This is a genomic window from Micromonospora sp. WMMA1947, from assembly GCF_027497355.1.
Lineage (GTDB): Bacteria > Actinomycetota > Actinomycetes > Mycobacteriales > Micromonosporaceae > Micromonospora.
The window spans coordinates 200,081-219,712 of record NZ_CP114909.1 but is presented as its reverse complement, the minus strand read 5'-3'; the positions used below and the strand labels follow the sequence as shown (position 1 = coordinate 219,712).

18 protein-coding genes are annotated in these 19,632 nt (G+C 73.3%); 8 read left to right on the top strand and 10 right to left on the bottom strand.

Annotation, left to right across the window (positions count from 1 at the left end; genetic code table 11):
- Positions 1-15: 15 nt before the first annotated feature.
- Entirely contained in the window at positions 16-591 is a 576-nt protein-coding gene (locus O7604_RS01065) for a hypothetical protein (protein WP_281578599.1), read from the bottom strand.
- Positions 592-1,687: 1,096 nt separating this feature from the next.
- Between O7604_RS01065 and O7604_RS01060 the strand changes: the two genes are divergently transcribed.
- Positions 1,688-2,692: an NAD-dependent epimerase/dehydratase family protein gene (locus O7604_RS01060; protein ID WP_269701095.1), complete on the top strand. Its 1,005-nt coding sequence runs from the start codon at positions 1,688-1,690 to the stop codon at positions 2,690-2,692.
- 69 nt (positions 2,693-2,761) lie between these two features.
- On the opposite strand, the gene O7604_RS01055 is transcribed toward O7604_RS01060, so the two are convergent.
- Positions 2,762-3,736 (bottom strand): nitroreductase, encoded by a 975-nt coding sequence (locus O7604_RS01055; RefSeq protein WP_281578598.1) that lies wholly within the window; start codon positions 3,734-3,736, stop codon positions 2,762-2,764.
- A 187-nt stretch (positions 3,737-3,923) separates the two neighbouring features.
- Here O7604_RS01055 and O7604_RS01050 point away from each other — a divergent pair, with 187 nt between their 5' ends.
- Positions 3,924-4,562: a response regulator transcription factor gene (locus tag O7604_RS01050; protein WP_013284884.1), complete on the top strand. Its 639-nt coding sequence runs from the start codon at positions 3,924-3,926 to the stop codon at positions 4,560-4,562.
- Between the two features lie 7 nt (positions 4,563-4,569).
- On the opposite strand, the gene O7604_RS01045 is transcribed toward O7604_RS01050, so the two are convergent.
- Together O7604_RS01045 and O7604_RS01040 are read right to left on the bottom strand one after the other, a co-directional pair.
- Positions 4,570-6,192 carry a GAF domain-containing sensor histidine kinase gene (locus O7604_RS01045; RefSeq protein ID WP_269706890.1) on the bottom strand — a complete coding sequence of 541 codons (1,623 nt, stop codon included), beginning with the start codon at positions 6,190-6,192 and terminating at the stop codon, positions 4,570-4,572.
- A gap of 138 nt (positions 6,193-6,330) precedes the next feature.
- Entirely contained in the window at positions 6,331-7,341 is a 1,011-nt protein-coding gene (locus O7604_RS01040) for a nitroreductase (RefSeq protein ID WP_281578597.1), read from the bottom strand.
- A 119-nt stretch (positions 7,342-7,460) separates the two neighbouring features.
- On the opposite strand from O7604_RS01040, the gene O7604_RS01035 reads away from it, so the two are divergent.
- Positions 7,461-9,809, top strand: a complete 2,349-nt coding sequence (locus tag O7604_RS01035; protein WP_348650999.1) for a heavy metal translocating P-type ATPase — start codon at positions 7,461-7,463, stop codon at positions 9,807-9,809.
- 1 nt (position 9,810) lies between these two features.
- Here O7604_RS01035 and O7604_RS01025 read toward each other — a convergent pair whose 3' ends face one another.
- From O7604_RS01025 to O7604_RS01000, 6 genes are all read right to left on the bottom strand, one after another.
- Complete coding sequence (locus O7604_RS01025; protein WP_269701092.1) at positions 9,811-10,677, bottom strand: universal stress protein; 867 nt, start codon at positions 10,675-10,677, stop codon at positions 9,811-9,813.
- Entirely contained in the window at positions 10,674-13,076 is a 2,403-nt protein-coding gene (locus tag O7604_RS01020) for a phosphoketolase family protein (RefSeq protein ID WP_281578596.1), read from the bottom strand. The genes O7604_RS01025 and O7604_RS01020 overlap by 4 nt, the downstream gene beginning before the upstream one ends.
- Before the next feature lie 127 nt (positions 13,077-13,203).
- Complete coding sequence (locus O7604_RS01015) at positions 13,204-14,034, bottom strand: universal stress protein (protein ID WP_281578595.1); 831 nt, start codon at positions 14,032-14,034, stop codon at positions 13,204-13,206.
- A gap of 83 nt (positions 14,035-14,117) precedes the next feature.
- Entirely contained in the window at positions 14,118-14,918 is an 801-nt protein-coding gene (locus O7604_RS01010) for a PP2C family serine/threonine-protein phosphatase (protein ID WP_281578594.1), read from the bottom strand.
- Positions 14,919-15,006: 88 nt separating this feature from the next.
- Positions 15,007-15,570, bottom strand: coding sequence for an NADPH-dependent FMN reductase (locus tag O7604_RS01005; RefSeq protein ID WP_281578593.1), 564 nt, complete (start codon positions 15,568-15,570; stop codon positions 15,007-15,009).
- Positions 15,567-16,055 carry an SRPBCC domain-containing protein gene (locus tag O7604_RS01000; protein ID WP_281578592.1) on the bottom strand — a complete coding sequence of 163 codons (489 nt, stop codon included), beginning with the start codon at positions 16,053-16,055 and terminating at the stop codon, positions 15,567-15,569. The genes O7604_RS01005 and O7604_RS01000 overlap by 4 nt, the downstream gene beginning before the upstream one ends.
- Before the next feature lie 141 nt (positions 16,056-16,196).
- On the opposite strand from O7604_RS01000, the gene O7604_RS00995 reads away from it, so the two are divergent.
- From O7604_RS00995 to O7604_RS00975, 5 genes are all read left to right on the top strand, one after another.
- Positions 16,197-16,622, top strand: a complete 426-nt coding sequence (locus O7604_RS00995; protein ID WP_281578591.1) for a helix-turn-helix domain-containing protein — start codon at positions 16,197-16,199, stop codon at positions 16,620-16,622.
- A gap of 78 nt (positions 16,623-16,700) precedes the next feature.
- Positions 16,701-16,937, top strand: a complete 237-nt coding sequence (locus O7604_RS00990) for an HTH domain-containing protein (protein WP_043325563.1) — start codon at positions 16,701-16,703, stop codon at positions 16,935-16,937.
- Complete coding sequence (locus O7604_RS00985) at positions 16,937-17,512, top strand: Clp protease N-terminal domain-containing protein (RefSeq protein ID WP_281578590.1); 576 nt, start codon at positions 16,937-16,939, stop codon at positions 17,510-17,512. The genes O7604_RS00990 and O7604_RS00985 overlap by 1 nt, the downstream gene beginning before the upstream one ends.
- 90 nt (positions 17,513-17,602) lie before the next feature.
- On the top strand, positions 17,603-18,610 hold the full coding sequence (locus O7604_RS00980) for a diacylglycerol kinase family protein (protein WP_281578589.1): 1,008 nt from the start codon (positions 17,603-17,605) through the stop codon (positions 18,608-18,610).
- Complete coding sequence (locus O7604_RS00975) at positions 18,603-19,604, top strand: YihY/virulence factor BrkB family protein (RefSeq protein WP_269701078.1); 1,002 nt, start codon at positions 18,603-18,605, stop codon at positions 19,602-19,604. Before O7604_RS00980 ends, O7604_RS00975 begins: the two co-directional genes overlap by 8 nt.
- The last annotated feature ends 28 nt before the right edge of the window (positions 19,605-19,632 follow it).

Genomic DNA, 19,632 nt, shown 5'->3' with positions numbered 1-19,632 from the left:
TCTTCGTTGTTCGTCTTACTTGTTCCAGTGCTCGGCGACGAGGTCGGCGGCCTGCTGCTCCCACTGGGCGTAGTGGTCCGGGTAGGCCGACACCTGCACGGTCTGGGCGGCCTTGGTCAGCGGCATGTCCTTCCAGCCGTCGACCTGCTTCAGACCCTTCAGGAACGCGGTGGTGGAGTACTCGGGGTCGGTGATCTGCTCCACCGTGCCCCAACCGCTGGACGGGCGCTGCTGGAACAGGCCCTGCGAGTCGTGGTCGTTACGGTCACCCAGGTGACCCAGGTTCTCCAGCTTCGACTCCTGCAACGCCGTCGCGATCGACACCACCGCGGCACGCTCGTCCATGCCGGCCTTCTTCGTCGCGGCGATGATCGCCTTCACGTTGGCGGTCTGCTCGTCGTTCAGGTCGATGCGCGACTGGGCGCCCTGCACGCCGTGCGGGATCAGCTTGTCACCCTGCACCGTCGCCGTGACCGGCTTCGCCGCGTGGGTGGTGTCGGCCGCGTGGGCGGCGACGGGGCCGGCGAACACGCCACCGGTGAAAGCCAGACCAGCAATACCCAGAACGCTCTTACGCAGAATCGTGTTCATCAGAAGTGCTCCATTCGGGGGGCAACGCACCCGGGGGGATGCGTGGGCACCGTCAGGCGCTCAAAGTCTTGGGGATTCTCTCGGCTGCTCGCGGGGCGGGGGCCTCTACGCGGCGCCGGAAGCATGTCCAACGACCGGCCACCCGGCATCATTCCCGGGGCCTTCACGCCACCACCGGGGGGTGCGGTGCGGAGGGTTCACGTCGTCGGAACCATGTTCAACGACCCGTCGGCCAGGATGATTCCCGGGGCCCTGACGCGTCGTCGCAACCATCGTCAACGACCAGCCGGGCGGGATCACGCCGTCGGAGACGTACTCAACGACCGCGGCCCTGGGCCTGTGCCCACAGCCGGCACCGCCTCGCTCGGCGGCAGCCGGTGCTCGGTCGTTCACCCGGTTACAACGCCCGGCACCCGCCCACGATTCCGCCACCACAGTGCCGCCCACCACCCCCGAACCGGACACCCACCCCACACCCGCCCAACCCTCACCGAGCCCAGCCGAGCACCTCACCCTGCACCCCGTGATCAAGGAGTTTGTGGCACCTCCCGGCCCCCTTGAGCCCACAAACTCCTTGATCACCCGGAGAAGCCCTCCCCGGGCGCCCCTCCACAGGGTTGATCATGAGGTTGGCGGCGACAAAACGGACACCAGGCGCCGTCAAGTTCATGATCGACGCGACCGGGCAGGGCGTGCGCCGAACGGGAGCGCAGCGGCCGCCGACGGGCCACGCGATCTTGCAGTTTGCGCCCTCCGGACGTCCCATTCGCGCGGTTTGCGGGGCACCAAAGTGCAAGATCGCGCGCGCTTTAAAGGACTCGGCGGGTCGGGGGCCCGAGAACTCCCCGTGAAGGCCCGAGGGTCGGCGATCTTGGAGTTGTGGCACCTCGCGAAGAGGGCTGAACGGGGCAATTCGTGGCACCACAACTCCAAGATCGGCGGGGCAGGGGGGCGGACGGCGCGGCAGATCCCGCTCGCCGCGCGCAGCGCGGCGCGCGCCCGTCTGTGCCGGGCTGACCCGTGGTTCTGCCGTTGGCAGATCTGCTTACCGTGAACGGGGGCCTGCCGGGCGGCGCGGGGCGGCACGCTGGGACGCATGCGACTCCTGATGCTTGGCGGTACGGGCTTTGTCGGCGGTGCCGTGGTGACCGAGGCGGTACGCCGCGACTGGCAGGTGACAGTGTTCAACCGGGGCGTACACGGGCGGGTGCCGGACGGCGTACACCGGTTGCGGGGTGACCGGACCGCGCCGGACGGGCTGGCCGCGCTCACCGGCGGCGAGTGGGACCTGGTGGTGGACACGTGGGACGGCGCGCCCCGGGCGGTACGGGACGCGGCGTCGGCGCTCGTCGACGCCGTGCCGCACTACGTGTACGTGTCCAGCGGCTCGGTGTACGCGCCACCCGTCGAGCTCGGCACCGGCGAGGAGGCGCCGACGGTGGCGGCGGACGCGGACGCCGACGACGACGGTGACTATCCGGCGAACAAGGCCGGCGGGGAACTCGCCGCGACGCGGGTGTTCGGTGACCGGGCGCTGCTGGCGCGCGCCGGGCTGATCCTCGGGCCGGGGGAGGACATCGGGCGGTTGCCGTGGTGGCTGAACCGGATCGCCCGGGGCGGCGAGGTGCTGGCACCGGGGCCGCGTGACCTGCCGATCCAGTACGTGGACGTTCGCGACCTGGCGACCTGGCTGCTGGACCGGGGTGCCGAGGGCGTCGGCGGGGCGTACAACGTGGTGGGTCGCACCGGGCACGCGACGATGGGTGACCTGCTCGACGCGGCGGTGGCGGCGACCGGGTCGGCCGCGACGCTGCGGTGGACGGCGCCGGAGCCGATTCTGGCGGCCGGGGTGGAGCCGTGGAACGACCTGCCGGTGTGGATTCCGCAGGGGCACGAGTACCGCTGGTTGCAGGAGCGCAACGTCGAGCGGGCGTACGCGGCGGGGTTGGTCTGCCGGCCGGTGACCGAGACGGTCGCCGACACCTGGCGGTGGCTGCGCGAGGTGGGGCGCGTGCCGGACCGCGCGGGGCGCCCGGCGCGCGCCCCGGTCGGCCTGGCGCCGGAGCGGGAAGCCGCCCTGCTGGCCACGCTCCCGGCCTGAGTCGGCGCCGGAGCGCGCAGCCGGCACAGGGGGCCGGGGCGGCCGGCCTGACCTGCGGAGGGGTAAGGGTCAGGCCGACGCGACCGGGAGGTCCAGCACCTCCTCGACCGGGCGACGCGGGGTGGCGCGGCCCGGCTGGCCGTACCCGATCCGCATCACCATCTGCGGGGTGCCGAACCGGCCCAGCGACATCCGCAGCGCCTCGCGCGCGGCGGGCACCTCGATCGGCTGGGACAGCATCGACACGCTCAGCCCGGCGTCGGTGGCGGTGAGCAGCACCCGCTGCAGCGCCTGCCCGGCCAGGATCTGGTCGGCGGACGTGTTGCCGGCCGAGCCGAGCACCGCGACCAGCGGCTCCGGTTCGAAGTCGCGACCGGGGGCGCGGTTGCGGCCGCCGAAGCCGCGCTGGGGCAGCAGGTCCTGCGGTTCGCTCTGCGGTCCGCCGGCGCCGATGGGCACCCCGTCCGGGGCCGGCTCGGAGCGGATCCACTCGGCTCGTTCGGCCACGTACGCGGGGTCGCGTTCCAGCACCCGGTGGGCGCTGCGGGCGACCTCGGCGACCGCGTTGACGGCGCTGGTGCCGATCACCAGCTCCAGCCAGCACTGCTCGGCGCGGGCCGCCTCGCCGAGCCGCCAGCGGGCCTCGGCCGGCACCGGGTCCGGCCAGAACGGCGCGCGGTTGCTGAACCGGTGGCTGATCGCCCCGTACAGGCTCTGCTCGACCGGGGTGGGACGGCGCGGCACGTCCGGCACCAGCCGGGCCACGACGTCCGGGTCGGCGGGGTACGGGCGCAGCCGCACGGTGGCCGGGGTGCCCGCTACGGCGAGCGCCAGCCGCAGGTTGAACAGGGCCGCCCCGGCGGCGATCCGTGCGCCCCAGCCGGTCGGGTCGGTGGCGGGCAGGCCGCGCAGCGGGTCGACGGACACCTCGATGCCGCCGTCGACGAGCCGGAACCGCCACGGCTGGGTGTTGTGCAGCGACGGCGCCCGGACCGCGTCGGCGACCGCGGCCCGCAGTTGCTCGCCGGTGTATTCGGTCGTCATGGTGGTGCTCCCTCTCGTGCGGCGCCGGCTTCCCCGGCCGGGTACACCACTACGGTGCGTCAGCGGGCGGCGCGGTGAGCAGGGCCGGAGGTCCCCACCTGGGCCCGGCCGTCGGTCCCGGCCGACGCGGGCAGGACGGGACTTTCGACCCGTGCTACGGGGGCGGGAAAGCGGGTAGAAAGGACGGATGATCCGGGTGTTCCTGCTCGACGACCACGAGGTCGTCCGTCGTGGCCTTGCCGACCTGCTCCAGAGCAGCGGCGACATCGAGGTGGTCGGCGAGTCCGGCCTGGCCCAGGAGGCGGCGCGCCGCATCCCGGCGCTGCGCCCCGACGTGGCGATCCTCGACGCCCGGCTGCCCGACGGCAACGGCATCGACGTCTGCCGGGACGTCCGCGCCGTGGACTCCTCGATCAAGGGTCTGATCCTCACCTCGTACGAGGACGACGAGGCGCTGTTCGCGGCGATCATGGCGGGCGCCGCCGGGTACGTGCTCAAGCAGATCCGCGGCACCGACCTGGTGGACGCTGTCCGCCGGGTGGCGGCGGGGCAGTCCCTGCTCGACCCGGCGATCACCACCCGCGTGCTGGAGCGCATCCGCAGCGGCGTGGAGCAGCCCCGGGAGTTGAAGTCGCTCACCGAGCAGGAGCGGCGGATCCTGGAGTACGTGGCGGAGGGGCTCACCAACCGGGAGATCGCCGGGAAGATGTTCCTGGCCGAGAAGACGGTGAAGAACTACGTCTCCAGCGTGCTCGCGAAGCTCGGCCTGGAGCGGCGTACGCAGGCGGCGGTGCTGGCCACCCGCCTGCTCGGCAAGAACACCTGACGCCGCCTCAGTCGAGCGGGGCGCTCCAGCGCACCTCGGTGCCGCGCGGCTCGGCCCGGCGCAGCGAGAACTCGCCGCCGAGCCGCTCGGCCCGTTCCCGCAGGTTGACCAGCCCGCTGCGGGCCGCCTCCGGGTCGCAGCCGATCCCGTCGTCGGTGACGGTGATCTCGACCCGGCCGGAGTCGACGCGTACGCGCACCGACACCCGGTCGGCCTGCGCGTGGCGTACCGCGTTGGAGAGCGCCTCGCGCAGCACGGCGGTGAGTTCTCCGCGCAGGTCGTCCGGGACGGCGCTGTCGATCGGGCCGATCAGTTCCAGGTCGGGGCGGTAGCCGAGCGACTCGGCGGCCACCTCGATCGCCTCGCGGATCTCGGTGCGCAGCGCCGCGCTCATCGGGGTGCGCAGCTCGAAGATGGTGCGGCGGATGTCGCGGATGGTGGCGTCCAGGTCGTCGACGGCCTGGTTGATCCGCTTGGCCGCCTCGGGGCGGGCGTTCATCGCGCCGCTCTGCAGTTGCAGGCCGGTGGCGAACAGCCGCTGGATCACCACGTCGTGCAGGTCGCGGGCGATGCGTTCGCGGTCCTCCAGGACCACCAGCAGTTCCCGCTCCTCCTGCCCGCGGGCCCGTTCCATGGCGAGCGCGGCCTGCCCGGCGAAGCTGGCGAGCAGGGCGAGGTCGTCGTCGGCGGCGGGCCCGTGGTCGGGCCGGTAGCCGATCACCAGCACGCCGTGCAGCGTGTCGGCGGCGGCGAGCGGGGAGACCACGGCCGGGCCGGCGACCACGGGCCGGGGCCAGGGCGCGGCGGCGGCGAGGTTCTCCACCTGGTCGTGCCGGCCCGACGTGGCGGACGCGGCGAAGCTGGTCTCGGCGGCCGGCAGCACCGCGCCGACCAGTTCCCGGGTGACCGGGTCGGCGCCGTCGACGACCTCGACGGTGAACTGGGCCTCGTCCTCGTCGTAGAGCAGCACCAGCGCCAGTTCGGCCTCGGCGACCTCGCGGGCACGGCGGGCCACGAGCGTCAGCGCGTCGGTTCGGCGTACCTCGCCGAGCAGCACCGAGGTGATCTCCGCGGCGGCGGCGAGCCAGCGTTCCCGCCGGTGCGCCAGCGCGTAGAGGCGGGCGTTCTCGATCGCCACGCCGGCCGCGGCGGCCAGCGCCACCACGATCTCCTCGTCGTCCTCGGTGAACTCGGTCGCGCCCTGCTTCTCGGCCAGGTAGAGGTTGCCCCAGACGTGGTCGCGGATGCGCACCGGCACACCGAGGAAGCTGTGCATCGGCGGGTGGTTCGGCGGGAAGCCGTACGACTTCGGGTGCTTGGTGATGTCCGGCATGCGGACCGGCTTCGGCTCGTCGATGAGCAGACCCAGCACGCCGCGGCCGTGCGGCAGCTCGCCGATCTTGGCGTGCAGTTCGGGGCTGATGCCGTGGACGATGAAGTCGTGCAGCATGCGGTCGGGACCGATCACGCCGAGCGCGCCGTAGCGGGCGCCGGCCAGCTCGCACGCCGACTGCACGATCCGCTGCAGCGTGCTGCGCAGATCGAGGTCGGACCCGATGCCGACGACGGCGTCCAGCAGGGCCCGTAGCCGCTCGCGGCTGGTCACCACCTCGCCGACGCGGTCGAGCATCTCCTGGAGCAGTTCGTCCAGGCGGACGCGGGACAGCGGAGTCAGCCCGAGCGACGGCGCGACGTGCTCGTGCGGGGACTGGGGTGCGGCGGCCACCGGGCGATGGTATCGCCCGGTGGCCGCGCTGATCGAGACCGGTCAGGCGAGACGGTCGCGGACCGCCGAGGTGTCGACCGTCTGCGCGGCGTCCAGCCGGGGCGTGTGCGGCGGCCCGGCGTGGTTCGGGTCGGCCAGCCCGAGCCGCATGCTGATGTACGGGTACCCCAGGCCGGAGAGCATCTGCCGCAGCACCTCGCGGGTGCCCTCGACCTCCACCACACCGGACAGCGGCACCAGCGACACCCCGTGCCGGGTGGCGGTGAGCCAGGCGGCGGAGAGCGCCTCACCGGCGCGCAGCCAGCTCATCAGCTCGTCGTCGGAGCCCCACAGGATCCCGTACACGGCGGTCTTGTCGTGGCCGGGCCCGATCGGCAGCGAGCCGGCGCGGCCGAAGTCGCGGGCCGGAACGGTCGTCTGCGGGGCCTGGTCGGGCAGCACCTCCGGCGGCAGCCCGGTGCCGGTGCCGGCCCGGCTGGTCCAGTACGCCAGTTCCTCGCGCAGCTCCGGGCTGTCCGCCTCGACGGCGGCGGCCTGCTGGGCGGCGCCGGCGAGCTGGATCTTCTGGGTGTCGTCGAGCAGTTGCAGGTTCACGCCTTCCAGCGTGGCCGCCCGCTCGATGTCGTCGAGCGCGGCGGTGGGGATCGGCTCGTCGCTGACCGGCCGCCGGTCGGTGTGCCGCACCTGCATGCACTGCACGACGCGCATGGCGTCGGGGTCGGCGCCGGTGTGCTTGAGGGTGGTGATGCGGGCCAGCAGGTCGGGTTCGGCCGGGTCGGGCAGCCGTTCCACCACCGGGGTCCAGCCCTCGGCGGCCAGCGCCACCCGGGCGTGGTGCAGCGCGGCGCCGCAGCTCACCACCAGCAGGTGCCCTTCCGGGTCCATGGCGCTGAGGTGCCGTTCGCGGACCACCCGCAGCTCCAGCGCGTCGGGCAGGACCGTCCAGTGCCACGGCTGCGTGTTGTGCACCGAGGGGGCGTGGCCGGCCATTCCGGCGGCCTCCGCGAGCGCGGTGGTCAACGGGCGATCGCCGGCCGGCGTCTCGTGGCTCATCGTCACGACCTTTCCTGTTTTCCCCATCGTGCCCCACGGGCGGGTGGGGACGCCGTTCCATCCCCCGGATTACCCGCATCGCCCTGTCCGTCCCACGTCCGGGCTGAGACGATCCACACGTGGGAAGCGAACCACGCGAGTGCGTACCCGAGCAGCCGGCCCGTGCCCGGCGGTGGGCACGGGCCGAGTGGGCGCCGCTGGTGCTGCTCACCGCGGCCGTGCTGGCCGGGGCGGCGCTGTGGTTCGCGGGCGCGCACGACGCCGCCCGGCTGGTCTGGGCCGCGGTCACGGTGGTCGCCCTGGTGCCCGCTGCCTGGACGACGCTGCGCCAGCTGTGGCTGCGGCAGTTCGGGGTGGACGTCATCGCGGTGCTGGCGCTGCTCGGCGCGCTGCTGGTGCGGGAGTACCTGGCCGGCGCCGTGATCGCGGTGATGGTCGCCACCGGGCGGGCGCTGGAGGAGTACGCCCAGCGTCGCGCCACCCGTGACCTGCGGGCGCTGCTGGAACGCGCGCCCCGGCAGGCGCGTCGCCGGACGCCGGACGGCGGGATCGAGGTGGTGCCGCTGGACCGCGTCGAGGTGGGGGACCGCCTGGTCGTCGGGCCGGGCGACGTGGTGCCGGTGGACGGCGTGGTCGAGGAGGCGGCCACGCTCGACGAGTCGGTGGTCACCGGCGAGTCGCAGCTGGTCACCCGCGCGGCCGGCGAACAGGTCGCCAGCGGTGTCGTCAACGCGGGCGCCGGCTTCGGGCTGCGGGCCCGCCGCAACGCGGCGGAGAGCACCTACGCGGGCATCGTCCGCCTGGCCGGCGAGGCCACCGCCCGCAAGGCCCCGATGGTACGGCTGGCCGACCGGTACGCCGCCGCGTTCGTGCCGTTCACGCTGGTGCTGGCCGGGCTGGCGTGGCTGCTGTCCGGCGAGTTCACCAGGGCAGTGGCGGTGCTCGTGGTGGCGACACCGTGCCCGCTGCTGCTGGCGACCCCGATCGCCGTGGTCTCCGGGCTGTCCCGGGTGGCCCGGCGCGGCGTGCTGGTCCGTGACGGCGGGTCGCTGGAACAGCTCGGCCGCGCCCGTACGCTGCTGCTGGACAAGACCGGCACGCTCACCGCCGGGCGGCCCCGGGCGGCCGAGGTGGTGGTGGCGCCGGGCGGCGACCGGGACGAGGTGCTGCGGCTGGCCGCCTCCGTCGAGCAGCTCTCCCCGCACGTGCTGGCCGCCGCGCTGGTCCGGCAGGCCCGCGAGCGCGGGCTGCCGCTGGCCGAGCCGACGCAGGTCACCGAGGAACCGGGGCACGGGGTGAGCGGGCGCGTCGACGGGCGGATGGTGCACGTCGGGCAGCTCGCCGGGGAGCCGCCGGAGTGGGCGGGCCGGCTCGGTGAGCGCGCCGAACGGGCCGGGCGTTCCGCGGTCTGGGTCAGCGACGACCACGGGCCGCTCGGCGCGATCCTGCTGGAGGACCCGGTCCGCCCGGACGCCCGCCGGACCGTGCGGCGGCTGCGCGAGGCGGGCCTTTCCCGGCTGGTCATGGTGACCGGCGACCGTCCGGGCACGGCCCGGCAGGTCGCGCAGGTCGTGGGCGTGGACGACGTGATCGCGCGGTGCTCGCCGCAGGAGAAGGCCGAGCGGGTACGCGAGGAGTCTGCGCACGCCGTGACCGTGATGGTCGGCGACGGCGTGAACGACGCGCCCGCGCTGGCCGAGGCGCACGTCGGCGTGGCGATGGGCGCGACCGGGGCGACCGCCTCGGCGGACGTGGCCGACGCGGTGCTCACCGTGGACCGCCTCGACCGGCTCGCCGACGCCGTCGAGATCGCCCGGTACGCCCGCCGCATCGCGGTGCAGAGCGCCACCGTCGGCATGGGACTGGCGGTGCTGGCGATGCTGGTGGCGGCCGCGGGGCGGCTGCCCCCGGTGGCCGGCGCGTTCCTGCAGGAGGGCATCGACGTCCTGGTGATCCTCAACGCGCTGCGCGCGCTCGGCGGCGGCCTGCGGCGGCGCGACCTGCCCGCGCACACCGTCGAACTGATCGACAGGTACGCCAGCGAGCACGGCGGCGTCCGCGACGTGCTCGCAGAGCTGCGGGACACCGCCGACCTGGTGGCGACCCGCCCGGACGACCCGGCGTGCCTGCCGGCGCTGCGCGAGGTGCACCGGCGCCTGGTCGACGAGGTGCTGCCGCACGAGGCGGCCGAGGACCGGCAGCTCTACCCGGCGCTGGCCGGTCCGCTCGGCAGCGACGAGGCCACCTCCACGATGAGCCGGGCGCACGTGGAGATCGTCCGGCTGGTGGAGCGGATCGGCGGGCACCTCACGGCGCAGCCGGACGGCCGGCTGCGCCGTGACGAGGTGCCCGACCTGCTCGCCGCGCTCTACGGCCTGGACGCGGTGCTGCGCCTGCACCTGGCCCAGGAGGAGGAGGACTACTTCTCGCTCAACCCGGAGGACGGCTCGACCGCGACCGGCCGCTGAGTCAGCGCTCGCGTACCACGGCGACGGGGCAGTGCGAGTGCTGGATGAGCTGCTGGCTGACCGAGCCGAGCAGCATGCCGCGCAGGCCGCCCCGGCCCCGGCTGCCGACCACCACGAGCTGCGCCGACCGGCTCGCCTCCACCAGCAGCGCCGACGCGCTGCCGGGGACGGCCTCGATCTCGACGGGCACGTCGGGGAAGCTCTCCCGCCAGGGCGCCAGCTCCGCCTCGGCGGCCGCGCGCTCGCTCGCGGCGACCTGCTCCGGGTCGAAGTCCGGCGGCACCCACCTGTCGCCCGGCGGCTCCCAGGCCCGCAGCACCCGCAGCGGCACGTCCCGCTGGGCGGCCCGCTCGACGGCGAAGCCGAGCGCCCGCAGCGCCGACTCCGAGCCGTCCGAGCCGACCACCACCGGCCCGGACGTGGCGGCCTGGCCGTCGCGGACCACCACCACCGGGCAATGGGCGTGCGCGGTGACCGAGACCGCCGTGGACCCGGCGAGCAGGCCGCCGAAGCCGCCGTGGCCCCGGCTGCCGAGCACCAGCATCCCGGCGTCGGCGGACCGCTCCTGGAGCACCAGCGCGGGCGGGCCGTCGAACACCTCGCCGTGCACGGTCAGGCCCGGCCGGTCGGCGGCGGCGTCCGCCGCCGCCTTGCGGACCAGTTCGTCGACCTGCTGCCGGGCCGCCTCGTCCGGCCACACGCCGGGGGCCACGCCGGGACCGATCCAGCCGGTCACGGTCAGCCACTCGAAGACGTACGCCAGGCGTACCGGCCGTCCCGAGCGGCCCGCCTCGTCCAGCGCCCAGTTCAGGGCGATCACCGCGTCGGCGGAACCGTCGTAGCCGACCAGGATCTCCTCGCCGCTCATTCGCCACTCCTCACGGCCGGGTCGTTCTCGCGGATCCAGCGCCACTCGGCGACCCGGGGGTCGTCCTCGCCGTAGCGGCGGGTGTAGTCGCGGCAGGCCTGGCGGGCGTCCACCATGTCCTGACGCAGGTGCGCGGCGCGCGACCGCAGCCCCGGCACCCGGTCGATCACGTCGATGACCAGGTGGAAGCGGTCCAGGTCGTTGAGCATCACCATGTCGAACGGCGTCGTGGTGGTGCCCTCCTCCTTGTAGCCGCGCACGTGCAGGTTCTCATGGTTGGTCCGGCGGTAGGTGAGCCGGTGGATCAGCCACGGGTAGCCGTGGTAGGCGAAGATGACCGGCTTGTCGCTGGTGAAGATGGTGTCGAACTCGTTGTCCGGCAGGCCGTGCGGGTGCTCCGACGGCGGCTGCAGGCGCATCAGGTCGACCACGTTGACGACGCGGACCTTCAGGTCCGGCAGGTGGCGGCGCAGCAGGTCGACGGCGGCGAGCGTCTCCAGCGTCGGCACGTCGCCGGCGCAGGCGAGCACCACGTCCGGCTCGGTGCCCTCGTCGCTGCTGGCCCAGTCCCAGATGCCCAGGCCGCGGCGGCAGTGCTGGATCGCCTCGTCCATGGTCAGCCAGTTCGGCGCGGGCTGCTTGCCGGCCACCACCACGTTGATGTAGTGCCGGCTGCGCAGGCAGTGATCCATGGTGGACAACAGCGTGTTGCCGTCCGGCGGCAGGTAGACCCGGACCACCTCGGCCTTCTTGTTGACCACGTGGTCGATGAAGCCCGGATCCTGGTGCGAGAAGCCGTTGTGGTCCTGGCGCCACACGTGGCTGGACAGCAGGTAGTTCAGCGACGCCACCGGCTCCCGCCACGGGATGTGCCGGGTCACCTTCAGCCACTTGGCGTGCTGGTTGACCATCGAGTCGACGATGTGGATGAACGCCTCGTAGCTGGTGAAGATGCCGTGCCGGCCGGTCAGCAGGTAGCCCTCCAGCCAGCCCTGGCACAGGTGCTCGGAGAGCACCTCCATCACCCGGCCGTCGGGGGAGAGGTGGTCGTCGCCGGGGATCTCGGCGCCCACGAACGCGCGGTCGGTGACCTCGAACGCCGCGCCGAGCCGGTTCGAGGCGACCTCGTCCGGGCCGAACAGGCGGAACGTCTCCGGGTTGCGGGCGATCACGTCGCGGACCCAGGGACCGAGCACACCCGTCGCGCCGGCCATCGGCTCGCCGGGCGTCGGGACGTCGACCGCGTAGTCGCGGAAGTCCGGCAGCTCCAGATTGCGCAGCAGCCGGCCGCCGTTGGCGACCGGGTTGGCGCTCATCCGGCGGTCACCGGCCGGCGGCAGCTCGGCCACCTCGGCGACCGGACCGCCGGTGGCGTCGAACAGCTCCTCCGGCCGGTAGCTGCGCAGCCAGCGCTCCAGTTCGGCCAGGTGCTCCGGGTTGTCCCGGACCTGCGAGATCGGCACCTGGTGGGCGCGGAACGTGCCCTCGACCTGCTTGCCGTCGACCCGGGACGGACCGGTCCAGCCCTTCGGCGTCCGCAGGATGATCATCGGCCACCGGGGACGCTCGACGTGCTCGCCGGAGCGGGCCCGGCGCTGGATCGCGGCGATCTCGTCGACCGCCCGGTCGAGCGTGCCGGCCAGCCGCTGGTGCACTGTCGCCGGGTCGTCGCCCTCGACCAGGTACGGCTCGTAGCCGAAGCCGCGCATCATGTCCCGCAGGTCCTCGGCGGGGATCCGGTCCAGCACCGTCGGGTTGGCGATCTTGTAGCCGTTGAGGTGCAGGATCGGCAGCACCGCGCCGTCGCGGGCCGGGTTGAGGAACACGTTCGACAGCCAGCTCCCGGCCAGCGGGCCGGTCTCCGCCTCGCCGTCACCGATCACGCAGGCCACGAGCAGGTCCGGGTTGTCGAACGCGGCGCCGTACGCGTGGCTCAGCGCGTACCCCAGCTCGCCGCCCTCGTGGATCGAACCCGGCACCTCCGGCGCCACGTGGCTCGGGATGCCGCCCGGGAAGGAGAACTGCCGGAACAGCCGCTGCATGCCGGTCTCGTCCCGGGGGATGTGGTGGTACAGCTCGCTGTAGGTGCCCTCCAGCCAGGTGTTCGCCACCAGCGCCGGGCCGCCGTGGCCGGGGCCGGTGACGAAGATGGCGGACAGGTCCCGGTTCACGATGACCCGGTTGAGGTGCGTGTAGAGCAGGTTGAGCCCGGGGCTGGTGCCCCAGTGGCCCAGCAGGCGCGGCTTGACGTGCTCGGGCTTGAGTGGTTCGCGCAGCAGCGGGTTGTCGAGCAGATAGATCTGGCCGACGGTCAGGTAGTTCGCCGCGCGCCAGTAGGCGTCCAGCCGACGCAACTCGTCTTCGGTCAGGGGGCTGTGCAGGTTCACCGCGGTGTCCATGCTGCCTTAGCCTCTCGTGGCTGGGAGTCGGCTGCCACTCGGGGACCACATCTTCTTCCCCGGCGTGTCCAGCCTCGTCCCCTCGGGGCTCGCCGGTCAGGGCCGTTGGTCCCGCCTCCCGCAGGCGTCATGACCCGTCCCCGGAGTCCGCGGCAACGCCCCGTACGACGATCAGCGGGGCCGGCGAGTGGTAGAGCAGGGACTGGCTGACCGCGCCCAGCGTGGACCCCACCGGCCCGTCTCCCCAGGCGGCCACCACCGCGATCTGCGCCGCGCGGGACCGGTCGAGCAGGACGGACCTCGGGTCACCGTGGACGGTCTCGCAGTCGGCGGCGACGCGGGGATACCGCCGGGCATGCCGGGTGACCGCCTCCTCCAGCCGCCCGTCGTCACGGTCGCCGGACTCCGGCTCGATCACCCGGACGGCGAGCAGGCGGGCACCCCGATGTTGCGCGCAGTCGAAGGCGTACCCGAGGGCGGCCTGCGAACTGGGCGACCCGTCGAAGCCGACGAGCAGTGGCCCGGGCGGCGCCGGCTCGGTGCGCCCGACCAGCACCGGGCAGCCGGCCCGGGCGGCCACGTCCACCGCCGGCGTGTCGGGCGGTACGCGGTCCGGGTGGGCGGACATGCCGCCGTCACCGAGCGCGATCAGGAACGCGGTGTCGGCGACCCGCAGCAGCGCCTCCACCGGCGAGCCCTCGACGATCCGGCCGCTGACCGGCACCTGCGGCGCGCACTCGGCGACGACCTGCCCGGCGTGCTCCAGCACGTTCTCCGCGTCCGTGCGGGTGCCGCCGGCCGGGGCGGGGCCGGGCGTCGCGGCCCAGTTGAACGCGTGCAGCAGGTGCAGCGGCCGGTCGTGGGCGGCGGCCTCGGCGGCGGCCGTGCGGACCACCGTCAGATCGGCCTCGGACCGGCCCACGCCGACCACCACCGCGCCGTGGCTGGGTGCGGCCACCCCGGCTCACCTCCCGACCCGTGCTTTTCACCCACCGTAGTCGCGGGACCGGGTGCGCCGGAGCGGGTCGGCGGAACTGGCGGTCAGCGCGGGGCGGGCAGCGCCGGGTGGACGCGCAGCACGACGGCGGTGGCGTTGTCCTCGCCGCCCTCGTCCAGGCTGGCGGCGAGCAGGGCCTCGGCGGTGCGCGCCGGGTCGCGCCGAGCGGCGAGCAGGTCCCGCAGCCGGTGGTAGCCGAGCTGGTCGCTGATCCCGTCGGTGCACAGCAGCCAGGTGTCGCCGCGGCGCAGCGGCACGGCGAGCAGGTCCGGCTCGGGCCGGTCCGGGTGGCCGACGTATCGCAGCAGCTGGTAGCGCGCCCGTGCCGCCTCCGGCGAGTCGGCCGGCCACCATCCGTGCAGCAGCCCGAGCCAGGCCATGGTGTGGTCGACTGTCACCAGTTCCAGCAGCCCGTCGCGCAGCCGGTACGCCCGCGAGTCGCCGAGCTGCACCAGCCAGCCCTGGTCGCTGTCCGGCTCGATGACGAGCGCGGTGAGCGTGCACCCGGTCAGGCCGGACTGCGCGGCGCCGGCCTGGCGTACCCGCCGTTGAGTCTCGGCCACGGCGGTCCGCAGCGCGGCGGCGCCGACGGCGGGCCAGCCGGCGCGGACCTGCGCCACGAACGTCTCCGCGGCGGTCGTGCCGGCGACCCGGCTGCCCTCGCCGTCGCCCATCCCGTCGCAGACCACGGCGAGCGGCAGGTCGGGGTCGACGTGCAGCACGTCGTAGTTCTCCGGGTAGCGGTGCCCGACCACGCTACCCCCGGCGATCTCCAGGCAGAGGCGGCCGGCGGTGAGCCGGCGCGCGGACTCGACCGGCCGGTCCAGCGGACGGCGGCGGAACACCAGCGGAACCTAACACCGGGACGGGCCGGGGTGTGGAATCTTCAGGGCGCATTTTGGTACTGGCGGTGGTCGTGAGCGGCCTGCACGGTCAGGGCCGGCGCAGTGGCGCGAGCGCGTCGGCCCAGACGGCCACCTCGGTGAAGAGCTGGCGGAGCATGGTGTCGTGGCGATCGCCAGGAGTGAACGTCGTGAATGCCGCGAAGTCGGTGGCGAGTGACAGGCTGACCTGGGTGCGTACGCCTGCCAGCTGAAGACCTGCCGTGATGAGGCGTAGGTGTTCCACCGCGCGGGCGCCGCCGACGTTGCTGCCATAGGAGACGAATCCGGCCGCCTTGTTGTTCCACTCGCCGTAGAGGTAGTCGATGGCGTTCTTCAGCGCCGAGGGAATCGATCGGTTGTACTCCGGAGTGACGAAGACGTATCCGTCGAACTCGGCGATCTTCTTGCTCCAGCGCCACGTGTGAGGGTGGGTGTAGGAGCCGAGTAGCGGTGACTGCGGCTCGTCGAAGACCGGCAGGTCGTAGTCCTTGACGTCCACCACCTCGACGTCGACGCCCTCGTGCCGGCTGCCGTGCTTCGCCACCCACTCGGCCACCTGGTGACCGACCCGGCCGGGGCGGGTGCTGCCGAGGATGATCCCGATGTTCGTCATGAGTGATCCGTTCTCGTCGATTCGAATTGCAGGGCGGCGTCCAGTCCGTTCAGCCGCAGCACGCTGGCGCCGCGCAGGTGCGCGAGGTCGGAACTGCCGTCCCCCGTGTATCTGAGAAAGGTCACCTGTTCGGTCCACTCCAGGCGGGTTCCGGTCGTCTCGGCGCCGAGCCGGATGGTGACCAGCGAGGTCCATCGCAGTTCGTCGTCGACGACAGCCTCGTAGCCGTAGACGATCCGGCGCGCGTCCGCGATGTCGATGTACCGCGACCGGTATTCCAGTCGCTCGGGTGCCGTGTCCAGCGAGGTGAAGATGCTGCGTGCCGTCTCGCCACCGCCCACCCGGAAGTCGTGCTCGTACGAGGCGCCGCTGCCGGGAAGCCGGAACCATCGGCGCCTGATCGTGGAGTCGGCGAAGGCGGTGAAGACCTCGCCCGGCGGCCCGTCGAGGTGCCGCGTGATCGTGAACGTGTCGTGCCGGACCATGCCGTCCTCCCGCTGTCACGGCCACGAACGGGTGACCGCACGCCAGTTACGATTAGTAAGAAACATGCGTCCAACGGATTTAGTCCGGCTGCCCGATACGCACTTTGAAGTCAGCTACTGACGCGCGAGGAACGGAAGAGCATGGCAAGCGTCCTTGGTGCCGAACTTGCGCAGCGCGGGATCGCGCCGGACTGCGTTCAGACGATCGAGCTCGTCCGCGACGTGCTGGCGCGGGTGGGCGACAAGTGGACGCTGCTGACCATCACGGCCCTGGCGTCCGGCCCGCTGCGCTTCACCGCGCTGCACGAGCAGGTCGCCGGCATCTCCCAGCGGATGCTTGGCCAGACGCTGCGCGCCCTCAACCGCGACGGGCTCGTGACCAGGACCGCGTACCCGGAAGTGCCCCCGAGGGTGGTGTACGCCCTGACGCCGCTCGGCCACTCACTGAGTGAGGCCGTGAGCGGGCTCGTGCACTGGGTCCGTGATCACCAGAGCGACATCGTCCGCAACCGCGACGAGTTCGACCGGACGTCCACCGCGAACAAAACCACCCCGCCCCGGGCATAGTCCCGCCCCGGGGCGGCGTGCCGGGTCGCGTGTCAACTGAGGTTGACACACGGGAGCCTGTCAACCTACATTGACAGCATGAGTCAGGCTACGGAACTCGCGGCGGCGGCCGGCAGCACCGACCCCAAGGTCGGCCTGCGCGCCGTGCTCGCCCTGCGCCGGCTGCTGGAGCGGCTCGAGGTGATCCAGGTCGACAACGCCCGGCGACAGGGCTGGTCGTGGCAGGAGATCGCCGACGCCCTCGAGGTCAGCCGGCAGGCGGTCCACAAGAAGCACGCCGGACGACCGGCGGTACGCGACAGCTGGGAGGCGTGATGTTCGAACGATTCACCGACCGGGCCCGCACCGTGGTGCACCACGCGCTCGACGAGGCCCGCGCCGAGGGGCGGCGGCCGGTCGGCACCGAGCACCTGCTGCTCGGCGTACTGGCCGACAGCGACAACCTGGCGGTACGGCTGCTGGCGGCCGGCGGCGTCGACGCCGACGCGCTGCGCGCCGCGGTGGCCCGCCACACCGCGCAGGGCGTGGACGGGCTCGGCGAGGCGGACGCGGCGGCGCTGCGCGAGATCGGCATCGACCTCGCCGCGATAGTGGCCCGGATCGAGCAGTCCTTCGGCCCCGACGCCCTGCGCGAGGCGACCCCGCGCCCGCGCCGGTGGTGGCGTCGCGGACCGGACCACGGCACGTTCTCGCCCCGCGCCAAGAAGGTGCTGGAGCTGTCGCTGCGCGAGGCGCTGCGGCTGCACCACCGGCACATCGGCACCGAACACATCCTGCTCGGCCTGCTGCGCGAGGGAAACGGCCTGGCCGCGGTGGTGCTCACCGAGGCCGGGGTGGACATCGACGACCTGCGACGCCGCGTCGACGCGGCGCTGCGTGAGGCCGCCTGAGGCCACCCGTCTTTCAAACCTGTTTGCGGTCCTCGCAACGTCCCGCTGCGCCGGGTCGCCGTCACGCCCCGTGTCCTGCACACTGACGCCGTGGACGGTGCAGACGACAAGCGCCCGGTGAACGCGGAGAACCGCACCCCGCGCTCGGCAGTGGTGGTCAACCCGGTCAAGGTGGCCGACCTGGACGAGTTCCGCCGCACCGTGGACGGCGCGCTCGCCGCCGCCGGGTGGCCGGCCCCGACCTGGTACGAGACGACAGTCGAGGACCCGGGCCGCGGGCAGGCGGAACAGGCCGTGAAGGCGGGCGCGGAGGTCGTCTTCGCCTGTGGCGGCGACGGCACGGTGATGGCCTGCGTGACCGCGCTGGCCGGCACCGACGTGGCGCTGGCCGTGCTGCCCCAGGGCACCGGCAACCTGCTGGCCGCCAACCTCGGCCTCTCCGGCGACCTGGCCGCCGGGCTCCAGGTCGCCGTCGAGCGCGGGATGCGCCGCCTCGACGTCGGCGTGGTCGGCGACAAGTGCTTCGCGGTGATGGCCGGGATGGGCTTCGACGCCCAGATGCTCGACTCCACCTCCGAGACCACGAAGAAGCGGATCGGCTGGCCGGCGTACGTGGTGGGCGCCGCCCGGCACCTGCGCGACCGGCCGATGCGGGTGTCGGTGCGCATCGACGGCAAGCCGCCGCTGCGCCGCCGGGCCCGCTCGGTCCTGGTCGCCAACGTCGGGCGCCTCCAGGGCGGGGTACGCCTGCTCACCGAGGCCGAACCGGACGACGGCTGGCTGGACGTGGCGGTGCTGACGCCGCGTACGCTGCGCCACTGGCTCGCCATGGGCTGGGCGGTGCTGCGCCGCCGCGACCGGGTGCCCGGCATGGAGGTGTTCCGGGCCCGGTCGGTCGAGATCACCAGCACCCGGGCGCAGCCCCGGCAGCTCGACGGCGACCTGATCGAGCCGGGCCGCTCGCTCAAGGCCACCATCCGCCCGGAGTCGCTCTGGCTCTGCGTACCGCGTCCCGAGGAGCACCCCGACCTGGCGGAGGACGCCGACGCGGTCGGCGAGCGTGGTGAGCACCTGGTCGAGGAGGCTCGGCGTGAGTAGCACCAAGCTGGTCCCCGAGACCCGGTTGATGACCGAGAACGAGTTGTCCGCCGACGACGCCTGGCACACACTGCGCCGGCACGGCGGCTGGTGCCTGCTGCGGGACGCGTTCATCCGGTTCCGCTACGGCGACGGCTTCAGCCACTCCCGGGCGCTGGCGTTGCAGCTCTGCCTGGCCGTGGTGCCGTTCCTGATCGCGCTCACCGGCCTGATCACCGACCTGGGCGTGGACGAGGGCGGCAAGGTCGTCGCCGACACGGTGCTGGCGATCACGCCCGGCCAGAGCGAAGCCATGGTGCAGGACCTGCTGACCGACAGCGAGCGTACCGAGGACGCCGGTGAGCTGGCCCTGACGCTCGGTCTGCTCACCGGTCTGGTCGCGCTGACCACCACGATGGCGCAGATCGAGCGGGGCGCCAACCGGATCTACGGCGTCGAGCGGGACCGCCCGGCGCTGGCAAAGTACCTGCGCGCCGCGGTCCTCGCGGTGGTCGCCGGCGTGCCCGCGCTTGCCGGCTTCCTGATCCTGGTCGGTGGCCGGGCGATGGGCGAGTCGGTACGGCGGCACTACGAATGGGGCGACCTCGCCATGGCCGGGTGGGACGTGATCCGCTGGCCGCTGAGCCTCGGCCTCACCGTGCTCGCCGTCGCCGTGCTGTTCCGGCACGCGCCCCGGCGCCGCCAGCCCGGCCTGTCCTGGCTCTTCTTCGGCGCGTCCATCGCCATCGCGATCTGGTGGCTGGCCAGCCTGCTGCTCGCCGCCTACGTCAAGTACAGCGGCGGATTCGGCCAGACCTACGGCGCGCTGACCGGCATGATGGCCCTGCTGCTCTGGGCCAACCTCACCGGGATCGCGCTGTTCGGCGGGCTGGCCTTCGCGGCCCAGCTCGAAGCGATGCGCATCGGCGTGGAGGAGCCCGCCAAGCCGGACCTGTGGGAGCCGGAGGCGCAACGCGAGGAACTTTTCGACACCGGTGACATGACCTCGCTCTGACGCCACGCCGGTGCGGCGTGTACGGGAC

Excerpts from the sequence above, each read along its gene's own strand:
- O7604_RS01065 (WP_281578599.1), bottom strand. The coding sequence starts at position 591 with ATGAACACGATTCTGCGTAAGAGCGTTCTGGGTATTGCTGGTCTGGCT.
- O7604_RS01060 (WP_269701095.1), top strand. The coding sequence starts at position 1,688 with ATGCGACTCCTGATGCTTGGCGGTACGGGCTTTGTCGGCGGTGCCGTG.
- O7604_RS01055 (WP_281578598.1), bottom strand. The coding sequence starts at position 3,736 with ATGACGACCGAATACACCGGCGAGCAACTGCGGGCCGCGGTCGCCGAC.
- O7604_RS01050 (WP_013284884.1), top strand. The coding sequence starts at position 3,924 with ATGATCCGGGTGTTCCTGCTCGACGACCACGAGGTCGTCCGTCGTGGC.
- O7604_RS01045 (WP_269706890.1), bottom strand. The coding sequence starts at position 6,192 with ATGCTCGACCGCGTCGGCGAGGTGGTGACCAGCCGCGAGCGGCTACGG.
- O7604_RS01040 (WP_281578597.1), bottom strand. The coding sequence starts at position 7,341 with ATGAGCCACGAGACGCCGGCCGGCGATCGCCCGTTGACCACCGCGCTC.
- O7604_RS01025 (WP_269701092.1), bottom strand. The coding sequence starts at position 10,677 with ATGAGCGGCGAGGAGATCCTGGTCGGCTACGACGGTTCCGCCGACGCG.
- O7604_RS01020 (WP_281578596.1), bottom strand. The coding sequence starts at position 13,076 with ATGGACACCGCGGTGAACCTGCACAGCCCCCTGACCGAAGACGAGTTG.
- O7604_RS01005 (WP_281578593.1), bottom strand. The coding sequence starts at position 15,570 with ATGACGAACATCGGGATCATCCTCGGCAGCACCCGCCCCGGCCGGGTC.
- O7604_RS01000 (WP_281578592.1), bottom strand. The coding sequence starts at position 16,055 with ATGGTCCGGCACGACACGTTCACGATCACGCGGCACCTCGACGGGCCG.
- O7604_RS00995 (WP_281578591.1), top strand. The coding sequence starts at position 16,197 with ATGGCAAGCGTCCTTGGTGCCGAACTTGCGCAGCGCGGGATCGCGCCG.
- O7604_RS00990 (WP_043325563.1), top strand. The coding sequence starts at position 16,701 with ATGAGTCAGGCTACGGAACTCGCGGCGGCGGCCGGCAGCACCGACCCC.
- O7604_RS00985 (WP_281578590.1), top strand. The coding sequence starts at position 16,937 with ATGTTCGAACGATTCACCGACCGGGCCCGCACCGTGGTGCACCACGCG.